The sequence below is a fragment of the Rhodothermales bacterium genome (assembly GCA_017643395.1).
GTDB lineage: Bacteria > Bacteroidota > Rhodothermia > Rhodothermales > UBA10348 > JABDJZ01.
This window is the reverse complement of sequence record JAEPNP010000003.1, coordinates 1-19,793: the sequence shown is the minus strand read 5'-3', so window position 1 is coordinate 19,793 and position 19,793 is coordinate 1. Positions and strand designations below refer to the sequence as shown.

Annotated in this window: 16 protein-coding genes and 1 tRNA gene; 3 read left to right on the top strand and 14 right to left on the bottom strand. The window is 62.9% G+C overall.

Annotation, left to right across the window (positions count from 1 at the left end):
• The first annotated feature begins 81 nt into the window (after positions 1-81).
• On the top strand, positions 82-1,035 hold the full coding sequence (locus tag JJ896_10685; GenBank protein MBO6780107.1) for a phosphodiester glycosidase family protein: 954 nt from the start codon (positions 82-84) through the stop codon (positions 1,033-1,035).
• Between the two features lie 101 nt (positions 1,036-1,136).
• Positions 1,137-1,427, top strand: coding sequence for a Bor family protein (locus JJ896_10680; protein MBO6780106.1), 291 nt, complete (start codon positions 1,137-1,139; stop codon positions 1,425-1,427).
• Positions 1,428-1,556: 129 nt separating this feature from the next.
• On the opposite strand, the gene rpoC is transcribed toward JJ896_10680, so the two are convergent.
• The 6 genes from rpoC to rplK all read right to left on the bottom strand — a co-directional run bounded on the left by rpoC (position 1,557) and on the right by rplK (position 12,182).
• On the bottom strand, positions 1,557-5,819 hold the full coding sequence (gene rpoC / locus JJ896_10675; protein MBO6780105.1) for a DNA-directed RNA polymerase subunit beta': 4,263 nt from the start codon (positions 5,817-5,819) through the stop codon (positions 1,557-1,559).
• Between the two features lie 63 nt (positions 5,820-5,882).
• Entirely contained in the window at positions 5,883-9,710 is a 3,828-nt protein-coding gene (rpoB, locus tag JJ896_10670) for a DNA-directed RNA polymerase subunit beta (protein ID MBO6780104.1), read from the bottom strand.
• Between the two features lie 194 nt (positions 9,711-9,904).
• Positions 9,905-10,285 (bottom strand): 50S ribosomal protein L7/L12, encoded by a 381-nt coding sequence (gene rplL, locus JJ896_10665; GenBank protein ID MBO6780103.1) that lies wholly within the window; start codon positions 10,283-10,285, stop codon positions 9,905-9,907.
• Positions 10,286-10,398: 113 nt separating this feature from the next.
• Positions 10,399-10,920, bottom strand: coding sequence for a 50S ribosomal protein L10 (locus JJ896_10660; protein ID MBO6780102.1), 522 nt, complete (start codon positions 10,918-10,920; stop codon positions 10,399-10,401).
• Positions 10,921-10,948: 28 nt separating this feature from the next.
• On the bottom strand, positions 10,949-11,656 hold the full coding sequence (locus JJ896_10655; GenBank protein MBO6780101.1) for a 50S ribosomal protein L1: 708 nt from the start codon (positions 11,654-11,656) through the stop codon (positions 10,949-10,951).
• A gap of 88 nt (positions 11,657-11,744) precedes the next feature.
• The gene (gene rplK / locus JJ896_10650) at positions 11,745-12,182 is read right to left on the bottom strand and encodes a 50S ribosomal protein L11 (protein MBO6780100.1); all 438 of its coding nucleotides are present in this window, start codon (positions 12,180-12,182) and stop codon (positions 11,745-11,747) included.
• Between the two features lie 258 nt (positions 12,183-12,440).
• Between rplK and JJ896_10645 the strand changes: the two genes are divergently transcribed.
• Entirely contained in the window at positions 12,441-13,115 is a 675-nt protein-coding gene (locus JJ896_10645) for a response regulator transcription factor (GenBank protein ID MBO6780099.1), read from the top strand.
• 59 nt (positions 13,116-13,174) lie between these two features.
• Here JJ896_10645 and JJ896_10640 read toward each other — a convergent pair whose 3' ends face one another.
• The 8 genes from JJ896_10640 to JJ896_10605 form a co-directional block, all read right to left on the bottom strand.
• Positions 13,175-13,885 (bottom strand): copper resistance protein B, encoded by a 711-nt coding sequence (locus JJ896_10640; protein MBO6780098.1) that lies wholly within the window; start codon positions 13,883-13,885, stop codon positions 13,175-13,177.
• Complete coding sequence (locus JJ896_10635; GenBank protein ID MBO6780097.1) at positions 13,882-15,795, bottom strand: copper resistance system multicopper oxidase; 1,914 nt, start codon at positions 15,793-15,795, stop codon at positions 13,882-13,884. Before JJ896_10635 ends, JJ896_10640 begins: the two co-directional genes overlap by 4 nt.
• A gap of 2 nt (positions 15,796-15,797) precedes the next feature.
• Positions 15,798-16,580: an NYN domain-containing protein gene (locus JJ896_10630; GenBank protein ID MBO6780096.1), complete on the bottom strand. Its 783-nt coding sequence runs from the start codon at positions 16,578-16,580 to the stop codon at positions 15,798-15,800.
• 667 nt (positions 16,581-17,247) lie between these two features.
• The gene (locus JJ896_10625; protein MBO6780095.1) at positions 17,248-17,769 is read right to left on the bottom strand and encodes a hypothetical protein; all 522 of its coding nucleotides are present in this window, start codon (positions 17,767-17,769) and stop codon (positions 17,248-17,250) included.
• Between the two features lie 536 nt (positions 17,770-18,305).
• On the bottom strand, positions 18,306-18,860 hold the full coding sequence (gene nusG / locus JJ896_10620; GenBank protein MBO6780094.1) for a transcription termination/antitermination factor NusG: 555 nt from the start codon (positions 18,858-18,860) through the stop codon (positions 18,306-18,308).
• A gap of 5 nt (positions 18,861-18,865) precedes the next feature.
• Positions 18,866-19,051: a preprotein translocase subunit SecE gene (secE, locus tag JJ896_10615; GenBank protein MBO6780093.1), complete on the bottom strand. Its 186-nt coding sequence runs from the start codon at positions 19,049-19,051 to the stop codon at positions 18,866-18,868.
• A gap of 16 nt (positions 19,052-19,067) precedes the next feature.
• A tRNA-Trp gene (locus tag JJ896_10610) sits at positions 19,068-19,143 on the bottom strand.
• A 117-nt stretch (positions 19,144-19,260) separates the two neighbouring features.
• Positions 19,261-19,793 (bottom strand): elongation factor Tu (locus tag JJ896_10605; GenBank protein MBO6780092.1); only part of this gene is annotated, 533 nt, incomplete at its 5' end.

Below are 19,793 nucleotides of genomic sequence, written 5' to 3'. Positions count from 1 at the left end.
GTATTCAGCCATGCATTGGACCCGCCGACCCGTCGGGAGGTTTGCACGGACCGCGTCCATGGTAACGCGTAACTTTGTGGAATGAAGCACTTCCTGGCGAGGCCTCTCGTCCTGCTCCTGAGTCTGGTGGCTTGCGGCACCCCGCCGGAGTCTGCGCCTGTTCCGCCCGACGGCCTGGTGGCCTGGTTGCCTGTGGACTCTCTGAATGAAGCCCTGCCCGTCGGCGTGCGCGTGTATGAGGGACGGAACGATTCACTCCCGCTGGCCGCGTGGTACGTGCACGTGGACCTGAACGTTGAAGGAAACGGAGCGCGTGTCGAGATATCCGACGACGGCGACCGGCGGGAAACCGTCAGCGAGTTTGCCTCGAGCGAAGGAGCCTGCGTGGCACTCAACGGCGGCTATTTCCGCATGGGCGAGGATCCGGCCACGCATGTGGGGCTGCTCATGGCAGACGGCGAAATCCTTACCCCGGCCATCGGCAGTGTGCTACGCAGCGAGGTTCGCTATCCGGTAGCCAGAGCGACGCTCGGCATCACCGAAACCGGGCGGGCCTACATCGCCTGGGTCAACAGCCGGGCAGATACCACGCTGGCCTGGAGTTCACCTCCTCCCAATGAGCCGGGTCGGCCTGCAGAATTTCCCGATCTGTCCCAGTCCAGCAGTTGGCCGATGCGGGATGCACTGTCCGCCGGACCGCGGCTGCTGGAGGACGGCACATTCAACATTACAGTGGACGAGGAAGTCTTCTTCGGCTCCTCGATTCCCCGCGTGCACCCTCGTTCCGCCGTCGGTGTGACGGCGGACGGCTCGTTGATTCTGATGGTCGTGGACGGGCGACAGCGAGCCAGCAGAGGGGTTGACCTGGACGAACTCGCCGAGCTGCTGGCTTCGACAGGGGCCGTGGACGGCATGAATCTGGACGGCGGCGGGTCCTCGGCGCTTGTGGTCAATGGACACCTGCTGAACCGGCCGGCCGGAGAGCGTATCGAACGGGAAGTGATGAGCGCAGTGCTGGTCGACTGCGCGGAATAGGGCGACAACCGGGTTCGATTTCCGGGGTACGCCGCTTTCCCCTGTTACCTTCGCGCCGCATGGCGCGGCCATTGGAGCGCCTAGTAACCCCAATACATTCCATGCGCATCCCCGCTACCACCTGCCTGCTGCTGCTGGCGATGACGCTGGGTGGTTGCTACCACACCAGCGTTCTGTTTGACAACGAGCCCTCGAATCGTGTCGAGGAAATCTGGGCCCACTCGTTCGTCTACGGCCTCGTGCCGCCGGACGAGGTCAATGCAGAGGAGATCTGCGGCCGCAGCGGCGCCCACAAGATCGAGACGCAGATTTCGTTCGTGAACGGCCTTGTAGGCGCACTGACATTCAGTGTCTACACGCCCATGACGATCACCGTCACCTGCGCCCAATAGCGAATGGCACGGGCCTGAATGAGGCCTGAGCCATAGTGACCCGCGCCGCCGCGCGGCGTACCCCCCAAAAAAAGAGCCCCGGTTGCCGATTGGCGACCGGGGCTCTTTCTATTCCGTCCTTTCGGAGTCCTAGGCCTCTTCGAGATCGGCACTTACCCCATCGCCCGAGAGCGCGGTCATCTCTGCCAGCTCCTGCTTGGAGCCGACCACGATGTCGCGGAAGTGGCGCTGGCCGGTACCGGCCGGGATGAGGTGACCGACGATCACGTTCTCCTTAAGACCGTAGAGCGGATCGATCGCGGCCGAGATGGCAGCGGACGTCAGCACCTTAGTGGTCTCCTGGAACGAGGCGGCGGACACAAAGGAATCCGTGGAGAGTGCGGCCTGGGTGATGCCGAGCAGCACAGGCTGAGCCACGGCCGGGTGCGTCTCACGCACCTGAGCGGGCTTCTGGTCCTTGCGCTTCATCTCGGAGTTGACCTCACGCAGCTTGCGGCGGTCCACCACGTCTCCGATGCCGAGGTGGGAATCACCCGGGTCGACCACGACAAATTTGTCGTAGAGCCCATCGTTCATCTCCTCGAGCACGAACCGGTCGACGTTGTTGTCTTCCAGCAGCGTGGTATCACCCGGGTCCACGACCGACACCTTCTGCATCATCTGGCGCACGATGCACTCGATGTGCTTGTCGTTGATGGTCACACCCTGCAGGCGGTAGACCTCCTGGATCTCGTTCACCAGGTACTCCTGCACGGCGCGGGGGCCGAGAATGCTCAGGATGTCCTGCGGCGAGACCTGGCCGTCCGACAGCGGGTCACCGGCACGCACGAAGTCGTTCTCGTGGACCAGCATGTGCTTGGTCATAGAGACGAGATACGTGCGGGACTCGGTGCCGTCACGGGAGGTGACGATCACTTCCTGGCTACCGCGTTTACGGCCTCCGAAGGAAACCACGCCATCGATCTCCGACACGACAGCCGGGTCGGTCGGCGTGCGGGCTTCGAAGAGCTCGGTCACACGCGGCAGACCACCGGTGATATCGCGGGTCTTGGCAGACTGGCGCGGGATCTTGACGAGCACACGGCCGGCCGCCACCTTGTCGTTGGCGTCCACCTGGATACGGGCACGCACCGGCAGCGGGTACTCGCGCTTCTGGCCGTCCGCCTCGATGACGATGGCCGGCGTGAGCGTGCGCTCGCGGGAGTCGATGATGACCTTCTCCTTGAAGCCGGTCTGCTCATCGGACTCCTCACGGAAGGTGGTGCCTTCGATGATGTCCTGGAAGTGGACCTGACCGCCCGTCTCCGCCAGGATAACCGAGTTGTACGGGTCCCACGCGGCAAGCACAGCACCCTTGTCGACGCTGTCTCCGTCGTGGACCAGCACCTCGGCACCGTACGGGATCAGGTAGGAAATGAGCTGGCGACCCTCCTGCTCCGCATCCATGATGCGAATCTCGCCCTGACGGGACAGGGTCACCTCTTTCTCCTCTTCGCCGTCGTCGAAGGAGACGGTCCGGAGGTTCACGTGCTCGACCTTACCGGCGAACTTGGTCTGGATGGTGCTCTCAGCCGAGATGCGGCTGGCCGTACCACCGATGTGGAAGGTCCGGAGCGTAAGCTGCGTACCCGGCTCACCGATGGACTGGGCGGCCACGACGCCGACCGACTCACCCACCTCGACCAGGCGGCCGGTGGCAAGGTTACGACCGTAGCAGAGCGCACACACGCCGCGCCGGGATTCACACGTGAGCACCGAACGAATCTCGACTTCCTCAATGGAGGTCTCCGAGATCTGGCGGGCTTTCTCTTCGTCGATCAGCTCGTTGGCGCCGACGATGAGGTCTCCGTTGAGCGGATCCTCCACGTCGTGCACCGAAACGCGACCAAGGATGCGGTCTGCGAGCGGCTCGACGATATCCTCGTTGTCCTTGAGGGCCGAGATCCGGATGCCACGGAGCGTGCCACAGTCGTGCTGCGTCACCGTGCCGTCCTGGGCCACGTCCACAAGGCGACGCGTGAGGTAACCGGCGTCGGCCGTTTTGAGAGCCGTATCGGCGAGACCCTTACGAGCACCGTGCGTCGAGATGAAGTACTCGAGCACCGTCAGCCCCTCCTTGAAGTTGGAGATAATCGGGTTCTCGATGATCTCGCCGGCCGAACCGACGAGGCTCTTCTGCGGCTTGGCCATCAGGCCACGCATGCCACCGAGCTGCCGGATCTGCTCCTTCGAGCCTCGAGCGCCGGAGTCGGCCATCATGTAGATGGCGTTGAATCCTTCGCGGTCTTCCTTCAGCGTGTTGAAGAGCTCTTCGGACACCTGGTTGTTGGTGTGCGTCCAGATGTCGATGACCTGGTTGTAGCGCTCGTTCTCCGTGATGAAGCCCATGCCGTAGTTGGCGCGGGCCTTCTCGACTTCGCCCTCGGCCTGATCGATGAGCTCCTGACGCTTGTCGGGAATCACGATATCGGAAAGAGAGAAGGTCAGTCCACCCTCGGTGGCACGCTCGAAGCCGAGCATCTTCAGCTCGTCCAGGAAGCGCGCCGTCTTCGGGAATCCGGAGGCTTTCAGCACGCGGGAGATGATGCCGCGCAGGTTCTTCTTGGTGAGAACCTCGTTGATGTAGCCGACGCCGTCAGGCACGATCTCGTTGAAGAGCACACGGCCCATCGTGGTCTGCTGACGGCGACCGTCCACGCGGACCTCGATTTTGGCGTGCAGTTCGACGATGCCCTGGTCGTACGCCTGACGCGCCTCGACCGTGCTCGAGAACTGCATGCCCTCGCCCTTCATGCCGTTGCGGGCCTTGGTGATGTAGTACAGACCAAGAACCATGTCCTGGGTCGGCACTGTCACCGGGCCGCCGTGCGCCGGGCTGAGGATGTTGTGGCTGGAGAGCATGAGCAGCATGGCCTCCATGGCCGCGTCCAGCGACAACGGAACGTGCACCGCCATCTGGTCACCGTCGAAGTCGGCGTTGAACGCCGTACAGACGAGCGGGTGCAGACGAATGGCTTTGCCTTCAATCAGCACGGGCTGGAACGCCTGGATACCCAGACGGTGCAGCGTCGGCGCGCGGTTGAGCATCACCGGCCGGCCCTTGATGACCTTCTCCAGGATGTCCCACACGTCCGCCGTCCTGCGGTCGACCACCTTCTTGGCGCTCTTGACCGTCTTGACGATGCCGCGCTCGATGAGCTTGCGGATGATGAACGGCTTGAACAGCTCGACCGCCATCTCCTTGGGAAGACCGCACTGGTGCAGCTGCAGCTCGGGGCCGACCACAATTACCGAACGACCGGAGTAGTCGACGCGCTTTCCGAGCAGGTTCTGACGGAAACGACCCTGCTTGCCCTTGAGCATGTCCGAGAGGGACTTCAGGGCACGGTTCGAGTCGCTCCGGACGGCGTTGGCCTTACGCGAGTTGTCGAAGAGGCTGTCGACCGCCTCCTGCAGCATGCGCTTCTCGTTCCGCAGAATGACCTCCGGTGCCTTGATGTCGATCAGGCGCTTGAGGCGGTTGTTGCGGATGATGACGCGGCGGTAGAGGTCGTTGAGGTCGGAAGTCGCAAAACGACCACCTTCCAGCGGCACCAGCGGGCGGAGCTCCGGCGGGATGACCGGAATCACGCGCATGACCATCCACTCGGGACGGTTTTCCATGCGCCGGTTGGCGTCGCGGAACGACTCGACCACGGACAGGCGCTTCAGGGCTTCTGCCTTGCGCTGCTGGCTGGTCTCGGTCTTGATCTGGAAACGCAGCTCCTGCGCCGTCATGGGCAGGTCGATGCGACGAAGCATCACTTCGATGGCCTCGCCACCGATCATTGCGATGAACTTCTCCGGATCGTCGTCCTCGAGGCGGTTGTTGTCCTCGCGGATCTGGTAGAGGATGTTGAAATACTCATCCTCGGAGAGCAGCTGCTTCTCCTCGACACCCAGGCTTGCGGCGCAACCCGGCTGCACTACCACGTAGTTCTCGTAGTAGATGATGCGCTCCAGATCCTTGGAACGGATACCCAGGAGGTGCCCGATCTTGTTCGGAAGCGTCTTGAAGTACCAGATGTGGACGACGGGCACCGAGAGCGTGATGTGACCCATACGCTCGCGGCGGACCGACTTCTGCGTCACCTCGACGCCACATCGGTCACAGATGATGCCCTTGTAGCGAATACGCTTGTACTTGCCACAATGACATTCCCAGTCCTTGACCGGGCCGAAGATCTTTTCGCAGAAGAGTCCTTCCTTCTCAGGCTTGAACGACCGGTAGTTGATCGTTTCCGGCTTGAGAACCTCACCGTAGGAGCGCTCGAGAATGGTCTCCGGGCTGGCCAGGCTGACCGTCAGCGAGCTGAAGTTCTTCTTGATCTTCTGGGTTTTCCCGTAAGGCATATGCTTGTTTGCTTATGCGAATGCGCCCGAGGGCGCTAGTTGAAATCCAGTGGGGGTAGGAGGTTAGTCCAGCTTCACTTCCAGGCCGAGACCCTGGAGCTCGCGAACGAGCACGTTGAAGCTCTCTGGAATGCCGGCCTCGGGCATGTTCTCGCCCTTGACGATGCTTTCGTAGGCCTTGGAGCGTCCCTGCACGTCATCCGACTTGTAGGTGAGCATCTCCTGCAGCACGTTCGAAGCACCGTAGGCGTAGAGCGCCCACACCTCCATCTCTCCAAGACGCTGGCCGCCGAACTGGGCCTTTCCACCCAGAGGCTGCTGCGTAATGAGCGAGTAGGGGCCGATGGACCGTGCGTGGATCTTGTCCTCGACGAGGTGGCTGAGCTTCAGCATGTAGATGTAGCCCACGGTGGTCTTCTGGTCGAAGGCCTCACCGGTGCGCCCATCGAACAGCTGCGTACGGCCGTCTTCCGGCAGCCCCGCATCGCGCATGGCCTGTGCCACGTCCTCCATCTTCGCGCCGTCGAAAATCGGCGTTGCGAAGCTGTGGCCGAGCATCTTGCCTGCCCAACCCAGCAGCGTCTCGTAGATCTGCCCCAGGTTCATTCGGGACGGCACGCCCAGCGGGTTCAGCACGATGTCCACCGGAGTACCGTCGTCCAGGAACGGCATGTCCTCCTGCGGCACGATGCGTGCAATCACACCCTTGTTGCCGTGGCGGCCGGCCATCTTGTCACCGACCTGAATCTTGCGCTTCTTGGCGACATAGACCTTGGCCAGCTGCACGATGCCCGGAGGCAGTTCGTCGCCCATCTGGACCTGGTGCTTGTCGCGCTTGGCGATGCCGTCGACGTCGCGATGGCGGCGCTCGTAATTGCGCAGAAGGCGCTTGACCTTGGCGTTGAGCTTGGCATCGGCCGAGATGGGATTGCGCGGGTCCAGCGTGAGCGGATCCACCCCTTCGAACATCTCCCGGGTCACCTTCGCGGCTTCTGGCACGACGGTCTGGCCGTTGCGATCGATGTAGGCTACCGCCTTCCGGCCCACGACGAGGCTGAAGAACTTCTTCCAGAAGGTCTCATTCAGCTCCGCCATGTTGCGGGTCAGCTCCTGGTCGATCTCCGACAGGCGCTGCTGCTCCTGCTTCTTGGAAGCCGGATCCAGCTTGCGACGGCTGAAGAGCTTCGTGTCGATGACGACACCCTTCATGCCCGGAGGCGCCTTCAGGGAGGCATCCTTCACATCGCCCGCCTTGTCGCCGAAGATGGCACGCAGCAGTTTCTCTTCCGGCGTGGGATCGGTCTCGCCCTTAGGCGTGATCTTGCCGACGATGATGTCGCCTGCCTTGACCTCGGCACCGATGCGGATGATGCCGCGCTCGTCAAGATCCTTGGTGGCCTCTTCGGACACGTTCGGGATCTCGCGCGTCAGCTCCTCTTCACCACGCTTGGTATCGCGGACCTGGAGCTCAAACTCCTCGATGTGCACCGAGGTGTAGACGTCATCCGATACCAGGCGCTCCGAGATGACGATGGCATCCTCGAAGTTGTAACCGCGCCAGGGCATAAAGGCCACAAGCACGTTCTTGCCCAGGGCAAGCTCGCCCTGATCAGTGGAGAAGCCGTCCGTCAGCACCGTACCGCGATCCACCGTCTGACCCACCTGCACGATGGGCTTCTGGTTGATGCTGGTGTCCTGGTTGGTCCGGCGCCACTTGGTCAGATCGTAGGTCTTGACCGGATCATCGAACGACAGGGCAGCCTCCGTGTCGTCCTGCTGGTAGCGGATCACCACTTTGGTGGCGTCCACGTACTCGACTGCTCCGTCGCCTTCAGCCACGAGGACTGCACGGGAGTCCCGCGCGACGCGCCCTTCGAGGCCGGTTCCGCAAAGCGGCGCCTCGGCGCGTAGCAGCGGCACCGCCTGGCGCTGCATGTTCGAGCCCATGAGGGCACGGTTGGCGTCGTCGTGCTCCAGGAACGGGATCAGCGATGCCGCAGGCGACACGATCTGGTTCGGAGCGATGTCCATGAACTGGACTTTCTCGGGCTCCACGATCGGGAAGTCACCCTGGTGACGACACTTGACGTACTTGTTCTGGTAGTTGCCCTTGTCATCGATGGGCGCATTTGCCTGGGCGATGACGGCCTGATCCTCCTCCTCGGCGGTCAGGTACTGGATCTCGTCGGTGACGATGCCGCCCTTCACGACTCGATACGGCGTCTCGATGAAGCCGTAGTCGTTAACGCGGGCGTGCACGCACAGGCTCGAAATCAGACCGATGTTCGGACCCTCAGGGGTCTCAATCGGGCAGAGACGGCCGTAGTGCGTGTAATGCACGTCACGAACCTCGAAGCCGGCACGCTCCCTGGTCAGACCACCGGGACCCAGCGCGGACATACGACGCTTGTGCGTCAACTCCGCCAGCGGGTTGGTCTGATCCATGAACTGGCTCAGCTGGTTGGTGCCGAAGAACGTGTTGATCACGCTGGACACCGTGCGCGCATTGACCAGATCCTGCGGCGTGAATTTCTCCGCGTCACGCAGGTTCATGCGCTCCTTGATGGTGCGCGCCATGCGTGCGAGGCCAAGCGAGAACTGGCTGGCCAGCTGCTCACCCACCGAACGCACACGACGGTTCGACAGGTGGTCGATGTCGTCTACGTTGGACTTGGCGTTCTGCAGGGAAATCAGCTCGTTGATGATGGCGATGATGTCATCGCGCGTCAGCGTGAGCTGGTCCAGCGACTCCTCGATGCGGAGGCGCCGGTTGATCCGGTAGCGACCGACCTCGCCGAGATCGTAACGCTTGTCGCTGAAGAAGAGGCGGTCCAGCACACCACGGGCGGTGTCAATGTCCGGAGCCTCGGTGCCGCGCAGCTGGAAGTAGAGGTACTCAAGTGCCTCTTCCTCGGTGTGCGTCGGGTCCTTCTTCATCGTGTTGAGGAGCGACGTCTTGTCCATCGCATCCTCATCCTGATTCTCGCGAATCAGGAAGATCTTGTCGATCTCGGCCTCTTTGAGAAGGTCGTAGTCCTCCTCGGCGACCTCGTGAGCGACCGGCAGCAGCACTTCACGCTCGGTACGCTCCTCGATGACTTCGCCCGTGTCCTCGTCGACGATCTCAGTCAGACGTTCCACCGTGACGGTAGCCGCAAGCTTGCGGCCGACCACGCTCTTGAACGCCTTCTTGGTCTTGATCGGGGCAGTATCCGCCAGATCGAAGAGGCCCACGATGTCGGCGTTCGTCGAGTAACCGAGGGCACGCAGCAGCGTCGTGACTGGCAGCTTCTTCTTGCGGTCGATGTACGCCCACATGACGTTGGAAACGTCCGTGGAGAACTCGATCCAGGAGCCGCGGAAGGGAATCACGCGCGCCGAATAGAGCTCGGTACCGTTCGGGTGCACGGACTGACCGAAGAACACACCCGGGCTGCGGTGCAGCTGGGAGACCACCACGCGCTCGGCACCGTTGATGATGAACGTTCCACGTTCGGTCATGAACGGCAGGTTGCCGAGATAGACTTCCTGTTCGATGGCCTCTTCTGCCTCGTCCTCATCCTCGTCTTCCTTGGAAGACAGGCGGAGCTTGGCCTTCAGCGGCACCGAAAAGCTCAGGCCCTGCGCAATGCACTCGGCAACCGAATGCTTGGGGGCGTCGAGCTGAAAGTGAATGAACTCCAGGGTGTAGCGCTCACGGCTATCCTGGATCGGGAAGTGCTCCAGGAAAACATGCTGGAGTCCGATGGGCGCCCGCTCCTCTGGTGGCACATGATCCTGGACGAAGTCGGAGAACGACTTGAGCTGCACGTCCAGGAAGTCCGGGTAATCCTTGACCGGACGGATGCGACCGAATGACTTACGGTTCGCCTCTCCCTTTAGGACCGACATAGGCTGGGGTGGTCTCTCATTGTGCGGTCCGGGGACCGCGATTTCCGACGGCGGCAAACAGATAGCTTACGCGACCTGTTACCCCGTGTTTCTGGCTGTTTTCCAACGGGTTAGGTTGGAAGCGCGGAAAGCCGACCCCGCAAAACGGGGCCGGCCTGCCGACTTTCGGTGTGCGGGCTATGCCGCACGGGAGCTTACTTGAGCTCGACTTCGGCGCCTGCCTCTTCCAGCTGGGCCTTGAGTGCTTCGGCCTCGTCTTTGGAGACGGCCTCCTTGACGTTGTTCGGAGCACCGTCGACAAGCTCCTTGGCCTCTTTGAGACCCAGGCCGGTGATGGCGCGGACCTCCTTGATGACCTTGATCTTGTTGGCGCCGGGGCCTTTGAGCACGACGTCGAATTCGGTCTGCTCTTCTGCGGCCTCACCGCCTGCAGCGCCGCCGCCGGGACCGGCAACTGCAACTGCGGCCGCGGCCGGCTTGATGCCGTACTCCTCTTCGAGGATGGTGGCGAGCTCCTGGGCTTCCTTGATCGTCAGGTTGACGAGGGATTCTGCGAGTTCCTTGACTTCTGCCATGATGGTTCCTTTGTCCTGCAGTGGTCTCTGCCGTGACCCGAAGGCTCAGGCTGCACTGCGTGTTATGGTTCGGGTGTTCTGGATGGTTGGCCGGTGGCCAATAGGGATTCGGCTCAGCCTTCCTTGTTGGCGATCTCTTTGATCGCGCCGGCGATGGTGGAGCCAGGGGCCGTGACGGCACCGATGATGTTGGTCATCGGGGACATCAGCAGTCCCAGGATGTCGCCAAGGAGTTCGTCCTTGGACTTCAGTTCTGCCAGCGTGTCAAGAGATCCTTCGCCATACACGGCGCCATCGACATGGGCGCCTTTCAGGGACGGGATCTCCAGCTTGGACTCCTTCAGGAAATCCTTCAGGACGCGGGCCGGAGCGCTGGGCTCTTCACTGAATGCGACGGCGGTGGAGCCGTGCAGGGAATCGTAGAGTTCTTCGTAGCCACCGAGCTGGTCCATCGCACGCTTGAGCAGCGTGTTCTTGACCACCTTGAACTCGACGCCGGACTTGCGAAATGCGCTGCGCAGGTTGTTGGCCTGCTCAACGGTCAGTCCGATGTAATCGGTGAGATAGATGACGGGGGTCTGCTCGAGCTTCTCTGCAAGCTCTTTGATCGCCTCCGCCTTCTGTGCGCGTGTCATCGCCATGGGATACCTCGGGGTTTAGGCGCTAGCGGAGCGCGTTCAGGACTTCGTTGCGATCAACCGGAATGCCGGGGCCCATGGTCGTCGAAATCGTAATCGACTTGACGTAGGTGCCTTTGGCGGCGGCAGGACGCAGGCGGATAACCTCTTTCAGGAAGGCCTCCAGGTTGGCCTGGATGGCATCCTGCTCAAAAGAGGCCTTGCCGATCGCGGTGTGCAGGTTGCCGAACTTGTCGACACGGAAGTCGATCTTGCCGGCCTTGACGTCCTTCACGGCAGCCGCGACATCCATGGTGACCGTGCCCGACTTCGGGTTCGGCATGAGCCCACGGGGACCCAGCACGCGACCCAGACGACCGACCTTGGCCATCACGTCCGGTGTGGCAATCATGACGTCGAAGTCCGTCCACCCTTTCTGGATCTGATCGACGATGTCGTCCAGACCGACGTGGTCGGCACCAGCTTCCTGTGCTTCAGCGTGCTTGGCCTCATTGGCCAGCACAACCACACGCACTTCCTTGCCGGTACCGTGCGGAAGCGCGACGACACCACGCACCATCTGGTCGGCGTGGCGCGGATCGACGCCCAGGCGAATGTCCACGTCAATGGACTCGTCAAACTTGGCAGAAGCGGTCTCCTTAATCAGTTCGCAAGCGCGCGTAACGCCAAAAGGCGCTTCGCCCGCTGCCACCAATTCCTGGACGCGCTTGAATCGCTTGCCCTTCTTTCCCATTGGTTTTCTGTCTGTGCGGTGCAAACGCGGCAAGGGGGCCGCTCCCGCTGTTTCTACTGACGGATGCCCGGTCGGGCGCTCCGTTGTGTCAGGCCGTCGGAGCGCCGGAGACCTTCAGGCCCATGGAGCGTGCCGTTCCCGCGATCATGCGAGCGCCCTGATCCACGTCATGCGCGTTGAGATCCGGCATTTTCTGCTCGGCAATCTCCTTGCACTGTTCCCAGGTCACCGTGCCAACCTTGTCGCGAAGCGGGTCGCCGGCGCCCTTGTCAATCTTCGCTGCTTTCTTGAGCAGGATGGCCGCGGGCGGGCTCTTGACGATGAACGAGAACGACTTGTCGGCAAACACTGTGATCACGACCGGAAGGACGAGACCCATCTTGTCCTGCGTGGCAGCATTGAACTGCTTGCAGAACTCCATGATGTTCACGCCTTTCTGACCGAGCGCGGGACCGATCGGCGGCGCCGGGTTGGCCTGGCCGGCCTTGATCTGCAGCTTGATGTAGCCGTCTATCTTCTTTGCCATGGAGACAACGCGGTTCTGACGCCGGGCCCGTCGGGGCGCAGCTCCCGCATATAAATGGTTACTTGGAGCGAGCCCGGTAGAACAGGGAGTGGGTAGGGCTGTTCCCCGCACAACACGTGCCGAACCCCCTTGACCGAATCCTCACAAGACCGTTCAGACGGCCGGAGGGACCTCCAGGCAGACCTTAATTCTGATTAAGAATCCGAACCTCAGCAAAGCCCGCGATTACCTTCAGGCTCTCCCCAAACTTACGAGCTTATGTGGATCCTGGTCATCGAGGATGACGATGCCCTGAAAGATCTGTTGCGGCTCGGGCTCACCAACGCCGGATACCGAGTCGACGTCGTCACAGACGGTGTTGACGGTGAAGAACGAGCCCGGGCAAATGCCTACGATGCACTTGTCATTGACTGGCGTCTCCCCAGACGGGACGGTCGGGCGATCGTGCAGAATCTGCGGGCCTCCGGCGTGCAAACGCCGGTTTTGATTCTGACGGCGCTCGATGGCCTCACGCACAAGGTCAGTGGCCTGGATGCTGGAGCCGACGATTTTCTGACCAAGCCTTTTGCCATGGAAGAACTCCTGGCACGGCTCAGGGCCGTCACTCGCCGGCCTCCAGGTGAAACCAAGCGATTCCTTGCCGTGGGCGATATCCGGCTGGACCTCGCAGCGCTGTCGGCATCGGTCGGGGACCAACCCCTCCACCTGCGGCCAAAAGAGTTCGCCGTACTGCGGGAATTGTGCAGCCAGGCAGGCGTGACAGTGTCCAGGGCCTCGCTGGGCGACCGGGTCTGGGGACAGGACATTCACACCACCGACAATGTCATAGACGTCACACTCTCGGGGCTGCGCCAGAAGCTTCGGGACTCGGGATCCAGTACACAGCTTGTGACCCAGCGAGGGGTCGGGTATCGGCTGGTTCCGGGCGCCTGAGGGCTATCTCCAGATCCTGAGGCGCGCGGGCCTTGCGGGATACCGCCAGCGACTGAGGCTTACCTCCAGATCCTGAGGCCGAACACCAGGGCGCGCCGAGAATCCGGGTGACCGTCCTCCCGAGCAAAGTCGGCCGTGGCTCCGTAACTCCTGGCCCATCGCCAGCCCACATACGGCGCCACCTTGCGCTCGAGTTCAAAGCGTAGTCGGGTTGAGGCAGAAACGCTGTTGAGCCCGCGTCCGACCGCATGTTCCGGAATGGCGGCGGCAGAGGCCACGGCCCCGCCCCCCAGCTCCAGCACCGCGCGCTGCGTCACGAAGAGGTCATAGGCGACGTGCAGCTGCGCTGACATATCTCCCGACTGGCTTATGTACAGAGTGGGCTCAAGCTCAAACCAGTAGGGAGCCATGCCCTCGAACCCCACCGCGAGGTGCGCCCGGGTTTCGATCGCATCGCCGTCTCGCTCCGCGTCCAGACGCACCCCTATCTGCGCGTCCCAAAAGGGGCTTACGATGCGACCGTAGAGCGCCTGCACCTCCACCTCACTTGCTTCGTGGGAAGTCGCCCCGTCCTGATGGGCCTTGAGCCACAACCGCTGGTATTGGTTACCTACCCAGGCGTGGGAGCTCCATTGAAACGGCTGTCCCCAGTCGGCACCGACGAATTCCAGTTCGTCAAGCTGGACGAACGAACGCACCATGCGGTCCATGTGCTGGGCCGCAGCCGCAGGAACCGCGGCAAGCAGTAGGAGCAGGGCGATCTGCCTCATGCGCCGTCGCCAGAAGCCATGGCAGAGTCTGCCACCTGGACCACCCTGAACATGCCCATTTCCATGTGATAGAGGATATGGCAGTGGAAGGCCCACAGACCCGGGGCGTCGGCCGTGACGAGCACCGAAAGGCGCTCGGCGGGCTTGACGTTGACCGTATGCTTTCTGGGAAGTGCGTCTCCCGTTCCGTTCTCGAGCACCATCCACATGCCATGCAGATGAATCGGGTGCTCCATCATGGTGTCATTCACCAGGGTCAGTCTGAGGCGCTCCCCGTGCTCGAACCGCATAGGCCCCGTCACTTCGGAGAACGCCTTGCCGTCAAACGACCACATGTAGCGCTCCATGTTACCGGTGATGTGCAGCTCCAACTCCCGACCCGGCTCGCGGGCGTCGTCATGAGGGTGTACGGCGCGTAGATCCGCGTAGGTCAGCACGCGCCAGCCGTCGCTGCCGAGCCCCACTCCGGGCTCATGCAATCTGCTGGTAACGGTGCCCGGAACCCCTGCATTCGAGGATCCGTGGTCCTCCGGGCCGTGCTGCATCGGAGGCGGAACGGTGCCTGCGGGGAGCAGGTCGGAGGGGGCATCGGCCATGGCGTGGCCTGCGTGCGGATCTGCCGGCGGCATGGCGTGGCCGGCGTGCGCGTCCTGAGCCGGCGGCATGGCGTGGCCGGCGTGTGCGTCTTCTGCCGGTGGCGTGGCATGGCCGGCGTGCGCGTCTTCTGCCGGTGGCGTGGCGTGACCGGCGTGCGGGTCTTCTGCCGCCGCTCCATGGGCTCCCTGCCCATCGCCCGAGTGCGCTCCGTGATCTGCGTGTCCCATGTCCGCCATCGAGCGAACCGGCCGCTTCCGGCGATTCGGCACATGGGCCGTCGCGTCCGCGTGCGTGGCGAGCATGCCGGCAGCAAAACCGCTGCGGTCCATCGCCTCCGCGAAGACCGTGTACGCCTCTGCGTTTCCGGGCGAGACGAGCACATCGTACGTCTCCGCCGGAGCGATGCGAAACTCCTCGACATCGACCGGCTGCACGTCCTGGCCGTCAGCCTGAATGACGGTCAGCGGCAGGCCCGGGATGCGCACATCGAAGAACGTCGCGCTCCCGGCATTGATGAAGCGGAGCCTGATCCGCTCGCCCGGCTGGAAGATGCCGGTCCAGTTGTCTCCCGGGGCGTGCCCGTTCATGAGGTAGGTGTAGGTGGCGCCGGTGACATCCGAGATGTCGGTGGCGTCCATGCGCATGCGCTTCCACATCAGGCGGGAGCGGATGGCCTGCCCCAGACCCTGCCTGGCCCCATCCTCTACAAGGTCGACGAAGGTTCGCCGCTGGTAGTTGTAGTAGGTGGGATCCTTGATCAGGTTGTCCAGCAGCTTGTACGGGTTCTCGAACGTCCAGTCACTGAGCACAATCACGAATTCCCGGTCGAATGCGGGCCCGTGGTCGTGCGCGGGGTCGATGATCAGGGGCGCGTAAACACCGAGTTGCTCCTGAAGGCCGCTGTGGCTGTGGTACCAGTACGTGCCGGATTGAATGATGGGGAATCGGTACTCAAACGTCTCGCCGGGAGGGATGCCATCGAAGCTCAGTCCCGGCACACCGTCCATGGTGTACGGAAGCAGAAGCCCGTGCCAGTGAATGGATGTGTCCTCGTTCAACCCGTTGGTCACGCGGAGTACCGCCTCCTCTCCTTCCCGAAATCTGAGAAGCGGGCCGGGTACCGTGCCATTGATGGCAGTCTGACGGGCACGCTCGCCACCTACCCGGCCTGCCAGCGGGGCGATACGCAGGTCCACGCTGTTCCGGGCCTTCGGTCCGGCAACATGGCCCATCGCCCAGGGAGGCAGAATCCCGGCGAGTCCGAGTCCCAGACTTGCGCCGGCTGTTTGGCGTAAGAACCGTCGCCTTTGCATGCTTATTTGCTGTTTCCTGGTCGGCTGGTGGCGCTGCGAATGCGGTGGCCACCAGAATTCTTGTCCCTCTCGATCTCCAGAAAGCCCTTTCGACTCGCCTCTTCCAGCAGTTCGCTGAAGCTTGAAAACCCGTAGAAACCCTCCGAAAAGTTGGGCTGTTTGCGCTTGAAGACCTGTTTTACGTGCGATGCCCACACTGCTTCGCCGCGATCGTCGATCATGGAGTGGGCGGTGGCTGCCAGGCGCTTGAACAGGCGGGTGCGGGAAGGTTTTCCTTTCTCTTTCTCACCGTTCGCCTCCGGCTCCTCCGGCACGCGGCTGCCGGCAATCTCGTCGTAGTACCAGAAGTCGTCACAGGACTCGATGAGAAGCTTTGAGCTGGAGTCTCGCACCCCGATGCCGATAACCCGTTTGCCCTGCTCTCTGAGCTTTCCGACAAGCGGCGTGAAGTCCGAATCACCGGTTACAAGGGCGAACACGTCGATGTGCGGCCGCGTGTAGCACAGGTCGAGCGCGTCCACGACCATGCGGATGTCGGCTGAATTCTTGCCGGACCACCGGGCGTGAGGGATCTCCACCAGCACAAACCCGGCCTCGTGGAGCGGGCGCCGCGCGCCCTGGTACGACGACCAGTCGCAGTAGGCGTTCTTAACCAGTATGCGCCCCTTTTCCAGGAGCTTCTCGAGCACAATCTCTACATCAAAATCGGGCTGATCGCGGTCCCTCAGCCCAAGGGCGACATTTTCAAAGTCTACGTATACCGCAATATTGTTGTCTGAACTCATGCGATTCTGACCGGGCGGCGGCCTGGGGTGTTCCGGCTACGCGCGGTCTTCGCGCTGGGGGATTCGCCGTGCGGGGGCTGGGGCGGTGCGGCTGGGGTCGCGGTGGTGTCCGGCGGGGCGGGGTGCCGTGCGGTGCCGTCGGGCAGGCGGTTTGCCGCGCGGTGCCATCGGGCAGGCGGTTTGCCGCGCGGCCCGCCGGGCCAGGGTGCTGCCATTGCGGCCACGACGCGACGGCCGGCGGCGGCTTGCCGCGCGGCCCGCTGGGCCGGGGCGCTGCCGTTGCGGTGCTGCGGGATGGGGCAGCCGGGGGCGGTTTGCCGCGCGGCCGGCCGGGCCGGGGTGCTGCCGTTGCGGTGCTACCGGACGGGGCAGCCGGCGGCGGCTTTTCGCGCGGCCCGCCGGGCCGGGGCGCTGCCGTTGCGGTGCTACCGGACGGGGCAGCCGGCGGCGGCTTTTCGCGCGGCCCGCCGGGCCGGGGCGCTGCCGTTGCGGTCAGGACGCCGCCGCGGAGCGCCTGTTGTGGAATGCGGCGGGCCGATTCCACACTAAGGCCGCCCCGAGCGGCCGGCATGTGGGATCGGGGGGCGTTATTCCACTCGGCGCTCCTGCAACGAGACCGGCAGGTGGAAATCGGGGGCGCCATTCCATGAAGGCGCCCCCGACGCGTTCAGGCGCACTCCGCCGGGTTTCGCATACAGCGCGAACGGCGATCCAAATCATCCAGGTACGCCGCCACGGAGGCGACCATCTCCTCAGGCGTGGTGACGATCTGTTCGATGTGGCTGACGCTGACGTGCCCTTTCATCATCTCACGGGTCATGTATTCGCGCACCATGGTGGCCTCTGGCGTGTCTTCGGGCAGGGGCTGGCCCGCGTAAAACACCTGGGCCTCTGCGGCAGCATCGATGATGCGATCTCCCATCGCCGCGGCCTCCACAATGCTGATGACGACAACTGGACCGCCGGGGAGGTCGTGCCGCTCGGCGCGGAGGTAGAGACGACCGGCCTCACCCTCGCCCAGCCAGCCCCGAAGGGTCAACTGATCCCGAACCGCTTCCGCAACCTCCTCACTGACGGAGGACTGTGCGTCTCCCTCACGCTCAAACCACTGAACCGAGAGAGAATACTGGGCCTGAACCGAAGGGACGACCAGCAGGACCAACAGAAGAGCTGCAAAAACACGCGCCATGACCAGAACGGTTTGGTTGAAGTGTGTAGCTCTCTATTCGATGGGTTCCTGCTTTGTTCACGGGAGATACACCAAACGCGCCGGGCTCACCCAACCGAGCCGGGCCGGCGGGTAGAGCAACTCGTGGCTGCAGCCCGCCTCCGAGGTGAGGCCCCCGATGCCCCCCGCCTGCCGACCGCCCGCCGCCGAGGCGAGGGTGCTGGCGCCCGGGATCCGACCGCCCGCCGCCGACGTGAGGGTGCCTCCAACCTGAGGGTGCGATGGCGCCCGACTGACAAGGCGCCCGAGGCGAGCGAGTGAGGCGTACATGCCGAACGACACAGCCGCCGCAGCGAGACGAGCCCGAAGGGGAACGCAGTCAGGCGGGATGCCAGCGCGCCCGGGATCCGACCGCCCGCCGCCAACGTGAGGGTGCGATGGCGCCCGACTGACAAGGCGCCCGAGGCGAGCGAGTGAGGCGTACATCAGTACGCCGCAGCGAGACGAGTCCGAAGGGGAACGCAGTCAGGCGGGATGCCAGCGCGCCCGGGATCCGCCTACTCTTCGTGTTCGACCTGGAGATAATCCAACTCAAGCGGCGTCTTCCTCCCGAAGATCGACACCATCACCTTCACCTTGGCCTTGTCGGGATAGACCTCCTCGACCATGCCGTTGAAGTTGTTGAACGGCCCGTCGATGACTTTGACCGCATCGCCCGCCTTGAAGGGGATCTCCAGCTGCTCGCCGGCCTCGCGGACTTCGTCGATCTTGCCCATGATCCGGTTGACTTCGTCCGGCCGCAGAGGCGTGGGCTGATCTCCGGTCGTGAGGAATCCGACCACCGAGGGGGCGCCTGAAATGAGGTGCTTGATCTGCTTGTCCAAGATCGCGTGGATCAGCAGATAGCCGGGGAAGAACGTTTTCTCACGCGTGCGCTTCTTGCCGGCGCGCATTTCGAAGACGGTCTCGGTAGGAATCATGATCTGATCGAGCTTGTCGGTCAGACCTTCGTATTCCAGTTCCTGCTCGAGGTACTCCTTGACCTTCTTCTCGTGACCGGAGAAGGTGCGAAGCACGTACCACTTGCGGATGTTGTCCATGACTTTTTCCACGGGTCTCAGGTACCGTAGATGATCTCCAGCGTCGCCGCAATGACCTGGTCAGCGGCGTAGATGAATGCGGAGATGATGACGGTGGCCACGAGCGTGATGACCGTGTTTCGGATGAGCTCCTGCTGGGTGGGCCAGGAAACCTTGCGCATTTCCTTGGTGACCTCCTGGAGGTAGCCGGTGATCTTGCTCATACTTAAGTCTTCTAGGTGGCACGGGCGGCAGGACTCGAACCTGCAGCCTGCGGTTTTGGAGACCGCTGCTCTGCCAATTGAGCTACGCCCGTAATGCGCGCCTCATACCGGGCACGCGGAATTTCGTTCGATGTGATTTCGAGCCGAAGCCCCGCGCCCGAAATCGGACGCGGGGCTTTGCTCATGAATCAGCCGAAAAAGGCGATGCCTTAATCGAGAATCTTCGAGACCACGCCGGCGCCGACCGTACGGCCGCCTTCACGGATGGCGAAGCGCAGGCCCTGCTCCATGGCAACAGGCACAATCAGCTTCACCTTGAACTGCGTGTTGTCGCCCGGCATCACCATCTCCACGCCCTCAGGCAGTTCGATGTCGCCGGTCACGTCCGTCGTACGGAAGTAGAACTGCGGACGGTAGCCCTTGAAGAACGGCGTGTGGCGACCACCCTCGTCTTTCGACAGGACGTACACCTCGCACTCGAACTCCTTGTGCGGCGTCACGCTGCCCGGCTTCACCAGACACATGCCGCGCTCCACTTCGTCTTTCTTCGTGCCGCGAAGCAGCACACCGGCGTTGTCGCCGGCCTGCGCCTGCTCCAGCAGCTTGCGAAACATCTCAACGCCCGTCACGGTCGTCGTCAGCTTCTCTTCCTGCATACCGATGATCTCGATCTGCTCGCCGACTTTCACCACGCCGCGCTCCACACGACCGGTTACCACCGTACCACGGCCCGTGATCGAGA